Source organism: Planktothricoides raciborskii GIHE-MW2 (genome assembly GCF_040564635.1).
Taxonomy (GTDB): domain Bacteria; phylum Cyanobacteriota; class Cyanobacteriia; order Cyanobacteriales; family Laspinemataceae; genus Planktothricoides; species Planktothricoides raciborskii.
In genome coordinates, this window is record NZ_CP159837.1 from 5522490 (window position 1) to 5540194 (window position 17705).

The 17705-nt window shown below is 42.4% G+C and carries 16 protein-coding genes and 2 pseudogenes; 8 read left to right on the plus strand and 10 right to left on the minus strand.

What is annotated here, in order from left to right; genetic code table 11:
- Positions 1-58: 58 nt before the first annotated feature.
- Positions 59-1081 (plus strand): GTP 3',8-cyclase MoaA, encoded by a 1023-nt coding sequence (gene moaA, locus ABWT76_RS23605; protein ID WP_054470022.1) that lies wholly within the window; start codon positions 59-61, stop codon positions 1079-1081.
- 201 nt (positions 1082-1282) lie between these two features.
- Here the strand turns inward: moaA and ABWT76_RS23610 are convergent, their stop codons facing one another.
- The 5 genes and pseudogenes from ABWT76_RS23610 to rpsD form a co-directional block, all read right to left on the minus strand.
- Positions 1283-1813 carry an RNA-guided endonuclease InsQ/TnpB family protein gene (locus ABWT76_RS23610; protein ID WP_375340263.1) on the minus strand — a complete coding sequence of 177 codons (531 nt, stop codon included), beginning with the start codon at positions 1811-1813 and terminating at the stop codon, positions 1283-1285.
- A 36-nt stretch (positions 1814-1849) separates the two neighbouring features.
- Positions 1850-2173 carry a hypothetical protein gene (locus tag ABWT76_RS23615; protein WP_242050044.1) on the minus strand — a complete coding sequence of 108 codons (324 nt, stop codon included), beginning with the start codon at positions 2171-2173 and terminating at the stop codon, positions 1850-1852.
- A gap of 120 nt (positions 2174-2293) precedes the next feature.
- Positions 2294-2374: pseudogene (locus tag ABWT76_RS30715) on the minus strand (helix-turn-helix domain-containing protein); the annotation flags it as partial.
- Between the two features lie 122 nt (positions 2375-2496).
- Positions 2497-2643 (minus strand): annotated as a pseudogene (locus ABWT76_RS23625) (IS607 family transposase); the annotation flags it as partial.
- Between the two features lie 164 nt (positions 2644-2807).
- On the minus strand, positions 2808-3416 hold the full coding sequence (rpsD, locus tag ABWT76_RS23630) for a 30S ribosomal protein S4 (protein WP_054464255.1): 609 nt from the start codon (positions 3414-3416) through the stop codon (positions 2808-2810).
- Between the two features lie 369 nt (positions 3417-3785).
- Here rpsD and ABWT76_RS23635 point away from each other — a divergent pair, with 369 nt between their 5' ends.
- The gene (locus ABWT76_RS23635) at positions 3786-4343 is read left to right on the plus strand and encodes a hypothetical protein (RefSeq protein ID WP_054464254.1); all 558 of its coding nucleotides are present in this window, start codon (positions 3786-3788) and stop codon (positions 4341-4343) included.
- Between the two features lie 318 nt (positions 4344-4661).
- Here ABWT76_RS23635 and ABWT76_RS23640 read toward each other — a convergent pair whose 3' ends face one another.
- Together ABWT76_RS23640 and ABWT76_RS23645 are read right to left on the minus strand one after the other, a co-directional pair.
- Complete coding sequence (locus ABWT76_RS23640) at positions 4662-5027, minus strand: HetP family heterocyst commitment protein (protein ID WP_054464253.1); 366 nt, start codon at positions 5025-5027, stop codon at positions 4662-4664.
- A 540-nt stretch (positions 5028-5567) separates the two neighbouring features.
- Positions 5568-5819 (minus strand): hypothetical protein, encoded by a 252-nt coding sequence (locus ABWT76_RS23645; protein ID WP_054464252.1) that lies wholly within the window; start codon positions 5817-5819, stop codon positions 5568-5570.
- A gap of 116 nt (positions 5820-5935) precedes the next feature.
- Between ABWT76_RS23645 and ABWT76_RS23650 the strand changes: the two genes are divergently transcribed.
- Positions 5936-6457 carry a hypothetical protein gene (locus ABWT76_RS23650; RefSeq protein WP_190879950.1) on the plus strand — a complete coding sequence of 174 codons (522 nt, stop codon included), beginning with the start codon at positions 5936-5938 and terminating at the stop codon, positions 6455-6457.
- A gap of 361 nt (positions 6458-6818) precedes the next feature.
- Entirely contained in the window at positions 6819-6983 is a 165-nt protein-coding gene (locus ABWT76_RS23655; protein WP_197285187.1) for a hypothetical protein, read from the plus strand.
- 138 nt (positions 6984-7121) lie between these two features.
- Here ABWT76_RS23655 and lepA read toward each other — a convergent pair whose 3' ends face one another.
- Positions 7122-8933 (minus strand): translation elongation factor 4, encoded by a 1812-nt coding sequence (gene lepA, locus ABWT76_RS23660; RefSeq protein ID WP_054464250.1) that lies wholly within the window; start codon positions 8931-8933, stop codon positions 7122-7124.
- A 454-nt stretch (positions 8934-9387) separates the two neighbouring features.
- On the opposite strand from lepA, the gene ABWT76_RS23665 reads away from it, so the two are divergent.
- Entirely contained in the window at positions 9388-9618 is a 231-nt protein-coding gene (locus ABWT76_RS23665; RefSeq protein WP_054464249.1) for a type II toxin-antitoxin system CcdA family antitoxin, read from the plus strand.
- Positions 9619-10484: 866 nt separating this feature from the next.
- A complete protein-coding gene (locus ABWT76_RS23670) occupies positions 10485-11771 on the plus strand; it encodes a GAF domain-containing sensor histidine kinase (RefSeq protein WP_082348693.1) in 1287 nt (428 codons plus the stop codon).
- Positions 11772-11908: 137 nt separating this feature from the next.
- Here the strand turns inward: ABWT76_RS23670 and ABWT76_RS23675 are convergent, their stop codons facing one another.
- Together ABWT76_RS23675 and ABWT76_RS23680 are read right to left on the minus strand one after the other, a co-directional pair.
- Positions 11909-14572: a tetratricopeptide repeat protein gene (locus ABWT76_RS23675; RefSeq protein WP_354635035.1), complete on the minus strand. Its 2664-nt coding sequence runs from the start codon at positions 14570-14572 to the stop codon at positions 11909-11911.
- A 155-nt stretch (positions 14573-14727) separates the two neighbouring features.
- On the minus strand, positions 14728-15378 hold the full coding sequence (locus ABWT76_RS23680) for a tetratricopeptide repeat protein (RefSeq protein ID WP_156331447.1): 651 nt from the start codon (positions 15376-15378) through the stop codon (positions 14728-14730).
- Between the two features lie 482 nt (positions 15379-15860).
- Here ABWT76_RS23680 and ABWT76_RS23685 point away from each other — a divergent pair, with 482 nt between their 5' ends.
- Positions 15861-16562, plus strand: a complete 702-nt coding sequence (locus ABWT76_RS23685; RefSeq protein ID WP_054464245.1) for a hypothetical protein — start codon at positions 15861-15863, stop codon at positions 16560-16562.
- A gap of 69 nt (positions 16563-16631) precedes the next feature.
- Entirely contained in the window at positions 16632-17645 is a 1014-nt protein-coding gene (locus ABWT76_RS23690) for an aromatic ring-hydroxylating dioxygenase subunit alpha (protein ID WP_054464244.1), read from the plus strand.
- Positions 17646-17705: the final 60 nt, after the last annotated feature.

The following is a 17705-nucleotide window of genomic DNA, read 5'->3' on the forward strand; positions in this document are numbered from 1 at the left end:
AGTCAGCGATCAAAAAAAAGTCGGTGCCGATCGCTTATCTAAACTCTTATTTTATTTTATGATACAAAGCTTTGAACCCACTGTTAATCAACCAAAACAGGTTGATTATCTGCGTATCAGTTTGATTGACCGTTGTAATTTTCGCTGTCAGTATTGTATGCCTGAAGAGGCAGAACTCAACTATATTTTGCAGCAGGATTTACTGACGAATGAAGAATTGTTAACCCTAATTCGGGAAGTGTTTATCCCCGCAGGGTTTACCCGGTTTCGGCTGACGGGGGGAGAACCCCTGATCCGTCCGGGGGTGATGGAGTTGGTTAGGGCGATCGCCTCTCTGGATCAAGTTGAAGATTTAGCTATGACCACCAACGGCTTTTTATTGGCAAAAATGGCCTCGGATCTCTATGAAGCGGGGTTGCGTCGGCTGAACATTAGCTTAGACTCGTTAAATGCGGACACCTTTGACTGGTTGGTGGGTCGCAATGGGCAAAGCCTTTGGTCACAAGTTTGGGCGGGAATTCAGCAAGCGTATCAAGTGGGCTTCGATCCGCTAAAACTGAATGTGGTCGTTATTCCTGGGGTGAATGACCATGAAGTGCTCGATCTGGCCAGTTTAACCATAGACCGGAAATGGCACGTGCGATTTATTGAGTTTATGCCTATTGGCAATCATCAGCTATTCAGCGATCGCGCTTGGGTGCCATCAGAAGAGTTGCGACAACGCATTCGCGATCGCTGGGGGTTAGAAGCTGGAAAAGTTCGAGGCAATGGCCCTGCGGATGTGTTTCAAATTCCTGGGGCTTTGGGGACTTTGGGTTTTATTTCCCAAATGTCAGAATGTTTCTGCGATCGCTGTAACCGAATGCGTCTTAGCGCCGATGGCTGGTTGCGTCCTTGTTTATTGAATGAAACCGGCCAAATTGACTTAAAAACCGCTCTTCGTAACGGGGTTACATTCAGCAAATTATTAGAACAAGTACAGAATTTACTGGTCATCAAACCAGAAATCAACTACAAAGGACGTGAGTCTGGCACCTTAACGGGTACTTACAGCCGCACCATGTCCCAAATTGGCGGATAGCGGATAAATAAGAAATCGGGAACAGGCCACCTAACCCACACCCAGTTAGCTCCAACCTGTCTCCGTTACATAAGACTTACCCAAATCTACCCATCTCTAGACTTTTCTATCCCAAATAACTTGTACTAGAGAAGTAGTTGGTGCTTACTTCCTGCTTCAACCAGAACTGTCGGCAGCACTCTGTCCAAAGGCTAACACCGTCTAACTGACGGCTTTTTCCAAATTAATCGAAGCGTTCAAATCACGGTCTATTTCAAAACCACAATGGTCGCAACGAAACACTCTTTCGGACAACGAGAGTGTTTCTTTTTTGGTTCCACAGTTAGAACAAGTTTTGCTACTTGCGAACCATCGGTCAACAACAACTAGGTCAGAACCATACAACTGACATTTGTACTCAAGCTGTCTACGAAACTCATAGAATCCCATATCTGCAATAGCTTTGGCTAACTTGTGGTTTGCCATCATCCCCCTAACGTTTAAGTCTTCAATTCCAATCTTGCTGTGGTTTTTGGCAAGATAAGTCGTCAGCTTGTGTAACGTATCTTTGCGGATGTTGGCAATCTGGCAATGCAGTCTAGCTATCTTGATTTGAGCTTTTTTCCAGTTTTTAGAACCTTTAACCTTGTGACGATTAAGCCATTGCAACCTTGAAAGTTTTTTTTCATATTTGCCATAGCTTTTAGCACCTTCAAACACCTCACCCGTTGACAGGGTAGCAAGTGTTTTAATCCCAAGGTCTACACCTACCTCATCAACTGACTTTGGTTAATTGGTTGGTTCAACCTCGATTTTCCAGCTAATAAACCATTGATCGGCACTGCGGCTAATCGTGAATGATTTGGGTTGATATTTTACTGGTAGACGCTCGTAGGTCTTAAGCCATCCAATTACAGGAATTTTGACTCGAAAATGGTCAATCTTGAGCGAACCATCAACAGTGAAGCTATCATCGCGTCCTTTTTTCTTAAACTTTGGCGGCTGCTTGATTTTCTTGAATGCTTGTTTCCAAGCTTCTGATAACTGTCTTAAAGCATATTGAGGAGAGCATTTACTGACTTCGTAATACCAGGAACGTGAAGGTTTAACCATTGCCACTAGCCATTTGTGAAGGTCAATAGCAGTCGGAAACTTGATTTTATCTTGAGGATTTTTTTGATTATGCTCAAGGATAGCTTGGGTGAGTCCTAGTCCCCAGTTCCAAGCATGACGAGCGACACCACAATGTTTTGCTAATTGTGTCCTTTGTTGATTGTTGAGCTTTAACTCAGTCTTAAATCCGATCAGAATTATTGAATATCTTTGACCAGGGTCATACCGTCAATTTTTTGAAGTCCTTTTTTCTGATAGTTTAAGCCACTCCCAAGGTTTTGAATTGTTTCGTACTGCCAATCATTAGCAGCGCTGAAAGCTGCTCAGACTTGTACTTGCCTAATCAATTCCTGTTTTTGGTCGTGTGCTGACACGCACTTGATATCAACCAGAAAAAATCTTCGTTGCCCTGAAGGTGAGCGCTCTGAACGAATTTTTTCCGAGTCTGCCCACCTTCTTAGTGTTTTGGTTGAGACACCTAACTATGATCGCTGCATCTCCAATACTGAGATGTCACTTCCGGTGTTTCTATATCGCTCTACCGATGTAGATTCCCCGACAATAATTACCCAATCCGAAAAGAATGTTAATAGTTGTCCACATATTTAATTACAGTTCCCAACCCTTCATCCCTTTAGGCTTGGCGCGAGTAGTATTCAACCACTAGCAGTTCATTAATTTGCAAGGCCACCCACTCCCGTTCGACCAGTCCGTTGACTTTGCCGGTCAATTTTTCTTTTTCAAATTCTAAATGGCTCGGCAAGTGAGCCAAACCGGGAGATTGCAGATTAGCTTTGACCATTTCTCGTGACTTTTCCCGGTCTCTAACCGCAATCACATCCCCTGGACGACAGCTATAGCTAGGAATATTCACCGCCCGACCATTCACCATAATATGACCATGATTGACCAATTGGCGAGCTGCAGGAATTGTCGGTGCCATACCTAGGCGAAAAACGGTGTTATCCAAACGCATTTCCAGCAGTTGCAGCAGCACCAAACCCGTAGAACCAGTCGCCCGACGAGCTCGACGCACATAGCGCAGCATTTGCTTTTCGCTTAAGCCATAGTTAAAGCGCAGTTTCTGCTTTTCTTCCAAGCGGATCGCGTATTCAGAGCGCTTCCGACGGGCTTGACCATGTTGGCCAGGGGGATAAGCACGCTTGGCACTTTTACGAGTTAAACCGGGCAGTTCTCCCAGACGACGAATGACTCTGAGACGAGCGCCTCTGTATCTTGACATATCTTATTGACTCCGTTGGTCTTAATTTTACCCAGACTCTCTATTATAAAACGGGAAAGTAAAATCAGCGATCAAAATTCACAAAATCAAAATTCAGAAAATCCTGATGTGGATCGATGTGGATCAAAGCATAGGGCAGAGGCAACTGAGTCGATGGCTGTTGACGCTTTATCTCTATCTATCTCCGTATCTATCTCCGTATCTATCTCGGTATCTATCTCGGTATCTATCTCCGTATCTCCGTTCATCAGTTTTTTCCGCCACAGCTTGCCTATAACCGGGCAATTCCGGGAAAAGCTACCTGTCAACTACCAACAATCACAGATTACAATTCATATATAAAGTTTTCTCAATTTTTGCAGGCTACTTATGAAACAAAAACCGACCAAAACTGCTGGGCATTACCCCGCTAGAGGAAAAATGATCGGCCTTAAGCATTTGGTGATTTCCGTTTTGCCAATGGCATTTTGCGTGATGCCATTGGCGAATCCAGCGATCGCGGCGAAAAATAAGTACGACCAATGTGCCGGTTCCCTGATGAACTTGAATCTCAGTCCCCAAGAGGTTGCTCGAAGCTGTAGCCAAAGTCTCGATCCGGAAAATTTGGCCAGTTGTGTGGTGGATATCGCCGGGGGTACGGATATTCTGGCGGTGGATGCTTTGGCCACTTGTAGGCTGGTGCGTCGTCCTTTAGAGTTGGCAACTTGTGTGGTCGATATTAGTAAAGTGGGTACGGCTGCGGATGCTCCGGCTATTTTAGACCACTGTCGTCGCAGCTTGTTGCCGGAGAATTTTTCTAAATGTGTTTCGGGTCTGGTGAATCAGACGGATTTGGGTACTACGGCTGCTTTGAGATATTGCATTGATGGCAGCGATCGCGATCGTAATTTGAATTTAAGCGAGCTGCCCACGGATTTCCGCCAATAAGCCCCCAGCAGCCCCCAAGGAGGGGCTGCCTAGGCGGAATGGGGCTGTTGACTGCGGTGAGGCGGCGATTTTGAGGCGGCGATTTTGTGATTAAAAAACCTAGCTAATTTTCACAATTCGCTAGGCTGTTAATAAAATTTAAATTCTGTATTTAATAGTCACATGATGTAACTTAAATTTAGCAAAATTTTCTGATCTTAGGATTCTATCGTCTCCCTTGAGTAATCCCGATAGGCTTAGTAAATTTTTGATTACAAAACTTTACACTCGCAAAAATTGCCCTCATTGAATCGAAGGATGGGTGGGGCGTGAACGAAGCTATCGCGTCAGCGAATCGCCAATGCGAACACTATCAAGCAGTTGCTCTTTAATCTTTGTGCCATAAGCTTTACGAATTTCGTTCTTGGTTAGCGACTGGGAACGCTGTTCATCCAATGTTTGAGTAGGATTTATATGATTTGGTCGGTTTCCCTTTGCCTTGGTTGTGGTCTGATGTTCTTTGAGCAAGCGGTTATAAGTTCGATAAGGAATGTAATGCAGAGGGTTGTATCCTCCAAAGCGCAAGATGAGAACGCAAGCCCAAGAATATTTGCCAGCTAAAATTGCTTCAACCACTTGTTCAAACTGGTCTAAAGTCATTACCTTGTCAAGTTTGCTTTCGGGATAAGAAATTTCGTAATGCATTTTGATTTCTCCTGATTTACAAGGCGGTGATTAGAGTGAGACTTTGAAAATTAAAGGTTTCAAGGTCTCATCTCTTACCTAAGTTGTGCAATGAGTATGTTAAAAATCGGCTGATAGCCAGGGGAAAAAGTGAGTATTTTATTAATTTTTGGGAGGCATTGGGAGGCATTGGGAGGCATTGGGAGGCAATTTGAGCAATGATTTGATTCGGTTAAAGCCCCTTTGCCAGCGGAACTGATCTAAGACCCCCCGGACAACGCTCAGACGATCTAGGAATTCACGGATTAACCGGGTGCGATCGCATCAGATTTGTCTATTTTTACAATAAGTAAGATTTCGCGTAAACGTAGGCAATCATCGTTAACTTTACCAAATCTTTAAACAACTTGGGTATTTTTCGGGGTTTTTACGGATTTTTTTAAAGATTTGGTAAAGTTAAACAACGTAACATTTGCGTATTTATACGGAAATGTTGACTTTCAGGAAATGAGATGTCCATCTTTGCTGGGGTTTTTCGATTGGGGAAAACCTTCCTCACCCCTACCATCTGAATTTGGGGGCAAAAACGCTCATTTTTTGGTTCGCCAACGCATCCAAAAACAATATAATAATGTCAGGAATAACCACGCCGATGTACGTACAGCAAAATCTAGCCGAGGCGATCGGTACATTCGATAAAGACTGTGTATTCACTTCAATAAATTCGTTGACATGAGGTTCAACAAAATTGCTATAGTAATTTTCCAGGACTTGTCGTTCTTTCCATTTATCTTGTTGAGTATCAGTATCCATAATTCACCTCTTATGGCTTTGATTTGTGCCTTTGAGGTGAATTGTTTCTTTGGGCTTTGCCCAATCCAAGTTGCCCAAACAAATCGCGAAACCTTTGATATAATTAGCGTTGAGGCTTGAATCAACCCACTGCCTTTGGGCGAACTCACCCAGACCAAGCAGCCGCAACTTTTACTGAAAATGTCAGAATGTCACGAAAATACGCTAAAAACGAAATTACCAGGGGCAATGTTCTAAGATTTGTTGATGCATTACTTGCCCTGGCTTATGGGGAGATTATTCTTGCAGAAGATAAGCTGGAGACTACATTCAAAATTGAATGGGTAGGAAAAGATGCGAATCATTTGTTCGTATCTGGCGAGACTTGGATTGTCACCAGCAAAAGAACTGGACGTAAAAAAAAGCGTGAATTCGGCACCACAAAAAATGATTTGTGGATCTTAATGAAAGAATATCGGCAGTATGAGACAGCCTTAAGGCTGCCGAAAAATCAAGATAATACTCCGGTAAATTACAATAATAAACAACCACAAGCCTTTCAGGATATTTTTAGTTGCTTGACAGACTTAGGAATATTTAAATATGACCAAAAGCATAAGAATAGACAAGAGTGCAAAATAAAGGATCGATCCCCCTAACCGATGGCGGAAAAGGGCGCCACTCGGCTTTTTATAATTTTGCCAGAGGTCTAATATAGATAACCATAGCCGTTATTGTAAATTTTATATACAGCTTGAGTATAGTCAGAGTAAAGCTACTAAAAATAAACAATTAGAAGTAATTAAGTGGTTATTAGATAAAAATTTAGGTGTTGAAGAATCTCCGTTATCAGATAAGACAAATTACCCATAAAACACCAGCGAACATCCTGACCAAAAGCTATATACAGCCTTACTTAAACTTGATTACAACATGAATATCCAGATATTAGAGAAGCCGGAGAATATTTTCCAAGCTATTTGAAAAAAAGGTAATTTAGCATCAGCTTGATAACCTAGGGTGGGCAATGCCCACCAGAAAAATGTTGGGTTTCTGGAAAGGTTGAAACATGATCGCCGATTTGGGGAACAACGCTTGCAACAAGTGGCAGGGTTATTGCTGGCTTATGTACGGCGGGATTTAAATCATCCTGATTTTTATTATCGAGATTTTGCCGAGTCCTAACTGGACTGGCCGCCGCTATATCAGAAATTAACCCGGTTTCATGGTAAATTATTAAAATTTAAAGCGTTATTTCCCCATGACCGCATTTTTCCCACAAAAAAACCGGGTTTTTGACTAAACCCGGTGGAGACAAAACGATTAACTTTGATCGAGTTTTAATACTGCCATGAAAGCTTCTTGGGGTACATCAACGGTACCGATCGCCTTCATGCGTTTTTTCCCTTTCGCTTGTTTTTGGAGTAATTTCTTCTTCCGGCTAATATCACCGCCATAACATTTGGCCAACACATCCTTACGCAACGCGGGAATATGTTCGCTGGCAATCACCCGACTGCCGATCGCCGCTTGAATAGGCACCTTAAACTGATGACGGGGAATTAATTCCTTCAGTTTTTCCACCAAAGAGCGACCGACATTATAAGCCTTATCGCGATGGACAATCATCGCCAAAGCATCCACCGGGTCATTATTAATCAAAATATCCATCCGCACCAGGGGATTTTCCCGATAGCCAATCAAATGGTATTCCATGCTGGCATAGCCGCGAGAGCGAGACTTCATCTGGTCGAAAAAGTCCGTCACCACTTCAGCCAAAGGCACCTCATAGATCAAAGCTGTCCGTCCTTGGGCGAGATATTTCATATCCTTAAATATGCCACGGCGATTTTGCCCCAGTTCCATCAAAGTGCCCACAAATTCCTCTGGAGTAATCATCTCCACCTGGACATAAGGCTCCTCGATTTTTTCCCGTTCTGTCGGTTCGGGCAAATGACTGGGATTATCCACTAGCACCACATCTCCCTGTACCGTCGTCACCCGGTAAACCACCGAAGGAGAAGTGGTAATTAAATCCAAATTATACTCGCGTTCCAAACGTTCTTGGACAATTTCCATGTGCAACAAGCCCAAGAAACCGCAACGGAACCCAAATCCCATGGCGCTAGAAGTTTCCGGTTCATAAGACAAGGCGGCATCATTCAGCCGGAGTTTTTCCAAGGCTTCCCGTAAATCGCCAAACTGATCGGCGTCTGTGGGAAATAAACCAGAAAACACCATTGGTTGGGCTTCTTTATAACCGGGCAACGGTTGGGCTGCGGGTTGTTTCGCCAAAGTAATCGTATCCCCAACTCGGGCATCTTGCACCGCTTTAATCGCCGCTGCGATATAGCCCACTTCCCCCGCATGGAGTTCGTCTACTTGTTTTTGATAAGGAGCGAGGACTCCGAGTTCGTCAATTTCATATTCCTTACCAGTGGCCATCAAGCGGATGCGATCGCCCTTTTTCACCGTCCCATCCATCACCCGGAAATAGACAATCACCCCGCGATAGGCATCGTAATAACTATCAAAAATCAGTGCCCGCAAGGGTTCCAACACCGTATCTGCGGGTGCGGGGACTAGATGGACAATCGACTCTAGAATTTCCGGTATGCCGATGCCTTCTTTCGCTGATGCCAAAATTGCACCACTACAATCTAAGCCAATAATCTGCTCGATTTCTTCCTTCACCCGGTCTGGTTCCGCCCCAGGCAGATCAATTTTATTTAAAACGGGGATAACTTCTAAATTGTGCTCCAAAGCCAGGTAAACATTTGCCAAGGTTTGCGCCTCGACTCCCTGGGAAGCATCGACCACCAACAAAGCCCCTTCACACGCGGCCAAACTGCGGGACACTTCATAAGAAAAATCCACATGCCCCGGAGTATCAATCAGATTCAACACATAATCTTGGCCATCACTGGCCTTATAATTCATCCGGGCGGCTTGCAGTTTAATCGTAATCCCGCGCTCCCGTTCTAAGTCCATGTTGTCAAGAAACTGTTGTTTCATCTGACGGTCATCGACGGTGCCGGTAATATGTAACAGGCGATCGGCCAGGGTAGACTTACCGTGGTCGATGTGAGCAATAATCGAAAAATTACGAATCCGAGAAACAGGAACGTCGGTCATGGGTTTGGCTGTGTTAGACAGATAAACAGTTAACGATCAATTCACTCAACAAGATGCCCGGATTCCCACCAACGGCATCCTCGGCGATCGAAATCGACAACTTAACATATTGTAAATATATATTGTAAATATATTGTAATCCTTTCCTGTAAACGCGGGCATTGTTCGTTTCCAGGGATAACCTGGGAACGAGAAGCGATGCGCTTTTAGTTTTTTGCCGTTGACAGGCGCCAGAAAACCGCCAATCAAGTCAGGGTATGGTTTTTTTCACCAAAGGCAGAAATATTTGAATATCTTCACAATAATTGCCCTAAACCCTTATTCTGCCGTCACCTGGCTTCACCCTTGAGGCCAAAATCATCGTACAATTAATTATTGATACGAGGCTTCAGCACTTAGCCAATCCTCTATTAAGTTTTTCAGTTGTTTTGGTGAATTTTTTGGATTTTTTATTATGGATGAACAGATCGTAGAGTATCGTAGATCCCCTCAGAAGGTAGAGTTGTCTGTGCATCTGGATTCTCAACTGGTCGAGCAAATCAACCACTTGACGAACGATCCGAGCAAGGTGATTGAAACGGCTCTACGACAGTGGCTTCGAGGTGAATTGAAACAAGATGATGATTTGACTCGTAACCTTTTGCGGAATCCACCTGTGCCGCCGAGAGGTGAGTGGAATGATTAAAAAATCATAACACAAAAAACATGGATGTATTCTCTATACATTCATGTTTTTTTATAATCGGCGATAATCGGCGATTATCGCCGTGAGATTTTTGTTCTATGGAGTGCGGAGAATAGTCTGGACGCCCCGCGCCCTGGTATGTATTTAAGCCTCGATCGCATCTATAACGGCTCTCAATTGGCTCGCTTAAAAATAAATGCTTGGCGATATATTTTATTGTAATTTTAATATTATTTATCTGTAATAAAGCTAGATGAAACTGTCGGCAATACCGAAAATATATTACAGTAGAGTACCGAAACCGTCCGTCGAAAATCAGTTTAAAATAAGTAATTTCTCTGATGATGAGACGAAATCCGTCCCGTGAGTATGTGGATGCTGTCTGGAAGGGACTTTCCCAGAATTTAGTAACTATGTCCCAAGCTGTTTAGCAGACTCTTGGAATCTTTTTTTAAAGATTTGGTAAAGAATATCTCATCGGCGGGGAAAAGTTCAGGCAGATATGCAAAAATTTTAAGTAGATCCTCGGAGATAACGCCTCCCAGCCGGATCTCAGAATGTATTGATGCCCTGGTGAACCCCGACGGGGTATGCACTAAAGTTATCGCACATGAGAGCTACCCTCTCATGGATGTAATTTTAATGCCTAAATCTTCAATGTAGCTGATCCTATTATGAAAATTTTTGATCGGCATAATTGGTTTTTAGGATGTTTAATTCATTAAAGAATAAATAAATTAGCTGAGGCTATTTTGTGACAAATAAGCGGATAAAAATTGCAGTAAAGGGTAAGTTGAAATTGAAGAGTTGGGCAACTATCGAGATTCCTCGGCAAGAGGTAAAAATTTTGCTTTTGAAGGGTGAAAATGACAATGATTCAAGTGATGTACAATCAATATACGGAATTTCTACTTGAGGCGATCGCTCGACTTAGGTCAGTGCAAGAACTTGCCGAATTATATGAGAAAACCGCCGATACCCTAGCTTCGGTTCTCGGAGTTAGTAAGTGTTTGATTTTCGATCAACCATTCAGTCAATTTTCCAGGGTGGTTGCAGCTTATGACCCAGCGGCAACCTGTCAATCTTGGTTGGGAACAAGCGCGAGCGGATTTCATCATTTCTATGTTCAAGAAGCCCTGAAAATTTTTCAGCCAATCACGATCAAAAACCTGCCCGCTGATTATCCATTCCCCGCTTATTCGTTAATGGCGATCGTCACTCGCTATAATCAGCAACCGAATGCTTTAATTTATTTATATCAGTGCGATCGCCCTCGGTCTTGGACCCAAGCGGAACTGGAATTTGTGCAACAGTTCGCCGCACAAGTGGGCTATTATATCGCTCACTTGACCTTGAAACAAGAATTAGAAGCATCCCGAAAAAAACTTAAACAAGCCACCAGCACCATAGAAAATTTCTTACAGAATATTAGTGATAAACTTCGCAACCCACTCAACGCAATTATTGGCTCTCTTACATTAGTATTAGATGATGTATTTGAAGATCCAGAAGAACAGCGGGAATTTATTCAAGATGCTCACCATTCATCATTGAATCTCCTGAATATCATCAATGATTTATTACATTTTTCCTCCCTGCGACATAATCATATGTCCAAAGAATTGGGCAAACCTGTGAAATTAAGTAAACTGCTCAACGAAGTAGAGCGATTAACCCAACCGCGAGCCGATCATCAAAAATTATATTTAAATATCATTAAACCGGCAAATTTTGATGACATTATTTTATCGGCCAATGAATCTCGATTATTGCAAGTATTCTTAAATGTTGTAGGCAATGGGATTAAATTCACTCACTCTGGGGGTGTCACCATTAGTTGTGAAGTAATTAATGAGGCGTTTGTGGTGCAGGGACAAGAATATCCTGGATGGGTAGAAATTCGGGTGAATGATACGGGAATTGGCGTTCCTAGTGAATATCTCCCACGAGTTTTTGAGCCTTTTTTTCAAGTTCACGATCCACGCACCAGTCCTTATCCCGGTACGGGTTTAGGTTTATCTATCTCTAAAAAATTAATAGAAATGATGGGAGGAGAAATGCATTTTTACAGTATGGGGGAAGGGTTGGGTTCAACCACAATCTTTGCTGTACCACTTTATCAAACTCCGCTGAAAATTTATCGCGCTGCCTAGCGATCGCCTGATTGAGGTATGCTTAAATTGGTCGCCACAGAAAAATTTAATTAAATTTTTTAATTAAAAATTCGCCCGAATTCGACGCTGATATCTCGTAAGCGATCGCAGATTAATCAACGCAGATTAATCAACTCCTAAAAACCATTACCAATTAAAATAAATGAAGACCAGTAGTAGGGATGTTTGAATTGAGGGTTATGTTGAGGGTTATTATCTTCTGAGTTACTGTTGGTAATCAGGGATAACTGCGCTTGCCGCAAGGCTTCGGCTTTGGTGACGGTGCCGGTGCTAAATTGATGATAAAATTCCGTCATTAGCTCCTGTGTAGCGCGGTCATCTACACTCCACAGAGAGGCGATCGCTGCTTTAACTCCCGCTTTTTGCATTTGATAGCCAAAACCGAGAATTTCTTGACCATTGCCCAGGAATTCTCCCACCGCTGTTTGACAAGCACTTAAGACCATTAATTGCACATTGGGCAGTGACCAAGTTTCCAAATCTCTTAAAGTAATCCGACTGCCATCTCCTAATAAAATAAATGATTCTTCCGGTTGACCATCGATAAAAGCGGCATGAGTAGCCAAATGAACTATATTATATTGATTAAGCTCTTGGGGCAGGGTAGCTTTTAAGTTAAAATTATGGTTAAATAAGCTTCTGGTATTGGGAATTATTTTGGCAATATTCGCCACCTCTTCACCGGCAAATTCTAGCCCGGATAAATTTAACTGACTGCCTCCTAAATTAAATTGATAACTGCCTTGGGTAAAGGCAGCAGCAAACATCTTAATTTTTCCCATGACTTGCGGATCAAAGTTGGTTAAACTAGCGGCAGTAATGTTATTAACTCTAAACCTTTCGATTAACCAGCGATCGCCATCATAGAGGGCTGCCAAAGGAATATAACGTAACTGACCATCGGGGGCATAAATAATCGTATCTACTTTCAGTAAAGCCAGGTCATTTTCTATGGGTTTAATCAGCCAATCATAGAGTTGCTTACCTGATTGATTAGCCAAGTTAATTCTGCGTCTTTGGAGCGGACTGGTTAAAGACACCAGAAAATTTTTGATTCCCTGTTCTAGTTCTGTCTGAGTCACGGGAACTGAACGATGAATTGGGGGATAGTCTGGAATCACTAAGACCAATTCTAGGCGATCGCTCAATACTAAAGGATACAAGATCGCCGCCGTTTTTGAGACGTTGCCCAAGCGCTGCTGTAGGCTATTAAAATTTTGAATATCCAGACTTTCTCCCTGAGTAATTCGGTTAACCTGAGAAATCCGATTTATTAAAGCTGGACTCTGAATAAACTGAGTAAACTGCTCCACAATTCGCCGGTCTTTCTGGACAAAATTAAACAGGTCTTGTTCCTGGGGTAATAACTCAATTCCCTCAGCGGTTTCGGCATTTCCCGGAACATTATGCAGATAGTTATCTAATTCTTGAATTTTCAGTAAATCGAGAACTCTTTGCGCTTCTCTAATCCTTCCCTTTTGCAGTAAAAGATCCGCCAGGGTGCGATAAGTGTTACTGATAGTTTCGCTATAAGCTCGCTGTTGTTCCAGAGATAGAGTTTGTAAATCTTGGCGAATTTCTTCGGTAATATTCACCGATTGTTTATAAAAAATAATGGCTAACTCAATTTGGTTTTCCTGCAACAGCAAGTCCCCTAAGTTACTTAAGGTAATCCGAGAACTGCGGCGATCGCTAATTGCCTGATGTATCCGTAAAGCCGAAAAATAATATTTTCTCGCTTGCTGAAAATCTCCTAAATTTTTATAGGTAGTGCCTAAACTATCTAGGGTACGGGCTTCACTTGCTTGATTGTCAATTTCTTGGTAAATATTTAAAGCTTGATTCAGCAGTTCTAAAGCTTGGGCATATTCACCCATGTCATTATAAAGTAAACCAAGATTATTTAAAGTTTGACCAATTCCCTGGCGATCGCCAATTTCCCGCCGCCAAGCCAACGCTTGTTGATAAAAATCTAGGGCTGGTTGATATTCCTGTTTAAAATAATAGACTAACCCGATATTATTGAGGGTTTCCCCCTGACCCAATCGGTCATTAATTTTTTGCCGCATAGCCAGAGTTTTTTGATAAAATTCTAAGGCTAAATCATATTGGCCTAAATGATGATGAATTAGCCCGATATTATTTAATACGGCGGCAATTTCGCTCGGCTGTTCCAGGAATTGAAAAATTTCTAACGCTTGCTGATAAAACTTGACAGCTTGACCGTATTTCCCTTGATATTGGTATAGGGAAGCAATATTATTTAAAGTCCGGCTAACTCCTAGGCGATCGCCTAACTCCTCACGAATGGCGATCGCTGCTTGAAAAACTTCTATCGCGGTATCATATTGTCCCATTTGAAAATAAATCCCCCCAATACTGTTCAGACTACTACCAATTCCCGATCGATCTTGAAGACTTTCGCGAATCCTTAAAGCTGCTTGATAAAAATTTAACGCTGCCTCATAGTTAGCGAGTTTATTATAAACCCCTCCAATTCTATGCAGAGTTGCCGCTTCCCCAGTTAAATCGCCAATTTCTCGCCGCTGTTTTAACACTTCTTGATAAATCTCTAACGCTTCAGAATAGCGGCCATTCCGATACTCATACAACCCCATTTGTTCTTGGCGATTTATTGACTCTCTTTCCTCTCTTTTGTCTAAATTAAATTTGGTAAATTCCTCATAATATTGAATTTTTGCTATAGCAAATAATGGTTTTTGCAACAGACAAAAATTAACATTCAACAGGCAACAAGCCGCAGGCAATAAACGTTTCATGGAATCCTCACAACTGTGCTAAATTAACTTGGCTTAGGGGCAGAAACCTAAAGGCGCAAATAAAATTATGCGGGGGGCAAAGGATCAGCAAATAACCAACAACCAAAGAATCCCTACCCAAAGAATCCCTACCCAACAACCACCAATCACATTAATTATTGACTGGGATTTTTGGGTAAATTTGGTGGGGGGATAATGTTAGCTTCGGCATCCTCGTCAAATAAAATAGTTACCGATCCTTCGGTACTTTCTTTTAAACAATCAATCGGTTCATCATCGGGTTGCCACAGTTCCGCGCCGAATTCCGTATTACAGTAAACTTCATATTCAGCATTAAAAGTCGCTTGATTACTAATTTTATCCGCAATCTGTAAAACCTCCCAATAGGTATCTAAAGCCTCTTCTTTTCTGCCCAATTTTTCATAAACCCTCCCCAGATTAAACAGCACATATCCTTCGCCTCGGACATCGCGAATTTCTTGATAGATTTGCAAGGCTTGCTCAAACGAGGCTAAAGCTGCCGACCATTCGCTATTTTGATAATGTGCGATTCCTTCTTTATTTACCCTAATAGCGGTTTCGGCTTCCGTCTGGCTGTTTGACTGAGCAATTGCCGGGGCGATTCGCGATCTGGATCCGCCAGGGGCGATCGCCCATTCATTCCTACCGCCAGCAATGGACAATAAATCAAGCTGCTGTACCGTAAATCCGGGAAACAATCCAGCAAACAATTCGGCAAACAATCCGGCAAAATTTAGCGCCAGTACCACACTAAAAATTCTAATAGATTTAGAAATATACATCATCACATTCTCCTCAATTAAAAAGAAATATGCTCCTACTTTAAATTGTATCCCTTGAACCAAAAAAACATCATCAGACAATTCTCACCCTAATCCGTTGCCCCATCCATTAACCCATCCGTTGCCCATCCGTTGCCAATCCGTTGCCCATCCGTTGCCAATCCGCTGCCAATCAATTAACCCATCCGTTGCCAATCCGCTGCCAATCCGTTGCCAATGCTCACCCTAATCAAGCATCTGTCCGTGCTACTCACAGAGATTTCTGCGCCAATAAGCTCTGCCAATAGTTTCAAGCGTTTGCTCAAACTGGCTGACTCTCCCCAGGGAAGCCGCTTCTACTGCATAACCTGTTCAGATGATTTTGTGTTTACAGATACAGAAAAAAAGCTAATCGGGAAAATAATCAATGGGGAGCAAATATTATTATAATTTTAACATGAGTTATTTTTTAAACCGTGAACAGCGCCAAAATACTTCCCATATCAATGTTAACTCCTTTAGATCGCGATCGAATGTATTGCTTACTTGCTACTCATTTTGATGGCGTAGATTTGGCAACATTTGAAGCTGACCTCAACCAAAAAAACTGGGTTCTTCTTATGGAAAAAAATAGCCAGATGCAAGGATTTTCAACTCTGCTCATTTACCAGATGGAGTTTGCCCGAGAAAAGATCAATGTTGTTTACTCTGGCGATACTATCGTCGCTCCCAGTGCTTGGTCAAGTTCGATTTTGTCTTCAGCTTGGATCGCCTCAGTCAAACAACTACGCCAAAATTATTCCAAGGGAAAACTTTACTGGTTACTGATTTCTTCGGGATATCGAACCTATCGCTTTTTGCCGACATTTTGGCAAGAATTTTATCCCCGATACGATGCCGAAACTCCAGAAGCAACCAAGCAATTAATGGAATTTATCGCTCAGGATCGCTTTGGTGAATGTTATGACTCAAAGAATGGCATTGTCCGCTTTCCTAAGCCCCAGTCATTGGGAGAAAAACTGCGAGGGATTCCCGAAAATAGGCTGTCAGATCCCCACGTTCGTTTTTTCAATGACCGGAACCCTCACCACCACCAAGGAGATGAATTAGTTTGCCTGACGGAAATTTCTGAAGACAATCTTACCCCAGCCGGTCGGCGGATGTGGTTTACCAATTCTATTTCCTTAACTTTATTTGGCGATCAATAAGCATCAAAAACCGGCTTATTTTCGGCAGAGAAAACCTACCAATTAAGCATTTTTAATCCACAGGGTACTATGCTCAACTCTTACTGGTATATTGCTTGTCAATCACAAGAACTTGGCAAAAAACCATTGGGTACAACTATTTTACAGCAACCCATCGTTTTATTTCGCACCGCTGACAATAAAGCGATCGCCCTAGAAGATCGCTGTAGCCATAGAAATGCCCCCCTTTCTCAAGGAAAAATTATTGAAAATAACTTACAATGTCCCTATCACGGTTGGCGCTATGCACCAGATGGCCAAGTCATAGATATTCCTGCCTTTCCAGAAACTCTCCCCATTCCCTCTCATCTCTGCGTCAAACATTACTGCTGCATTGAACAAGATGGATTTGTGTGGGTTTGCCTGTCAGAAAAACCAGCCCAAGATCGCCCTCTAGATTTTCCTTTTTTATCGCAACCGGGCTGGACAAATTTTCGCATGAAAACTCGCTTTAAAGCTGCGGTAGAGACCTGTTTAGAAAATTTTTTAGATTGCCCCCATGCGACTTATGTTCACCGTTTTTGGTTTCGTTCTCCTCAAGGGAAAACTATCAAAGCGCTGGTGAAAACTTTGCCCGATGGGGCGGTTGCCGAATACTTTGAAGAACCCCGCGAAGATGGTTTAGTCTGGTGGCTGCTGACAAGACAAAAAAGTCAGATGAAACATACCGATCGCTTTATTGCCCCAGCCACCAGTCGCGTCGATTACATCTTTAACGATTCCCGACATTATATAATCACTTCATCTTGTACGCCGATTAGCGATGTAGAAACAGAAGTTTATACGGTGATATCGTTTAAATTCCCGGTGATTGGCTGGTTAATTCGGCTGCTTTTTGAACCGTTGTCTCGCCTGATTATTGCCCAAGATGTGAAAATTTTAAACCTCCAGCAAGCCAATATTAAACGTTTTGGCAAAGCGAACTATAAATTCATGTCAACTGATTTACTTGCCCATTATATTATCAAGTGGCGGCAAGGGATTAAACAGGAGTCTGAGTTACCACCAGCAGGTTTAGAACATTTCGTTGATATCCGCCTATAACTATCCTATAACTATCATTTTCAACTATCATTGTTAACTGTCATTGTCTCATTTTTATTT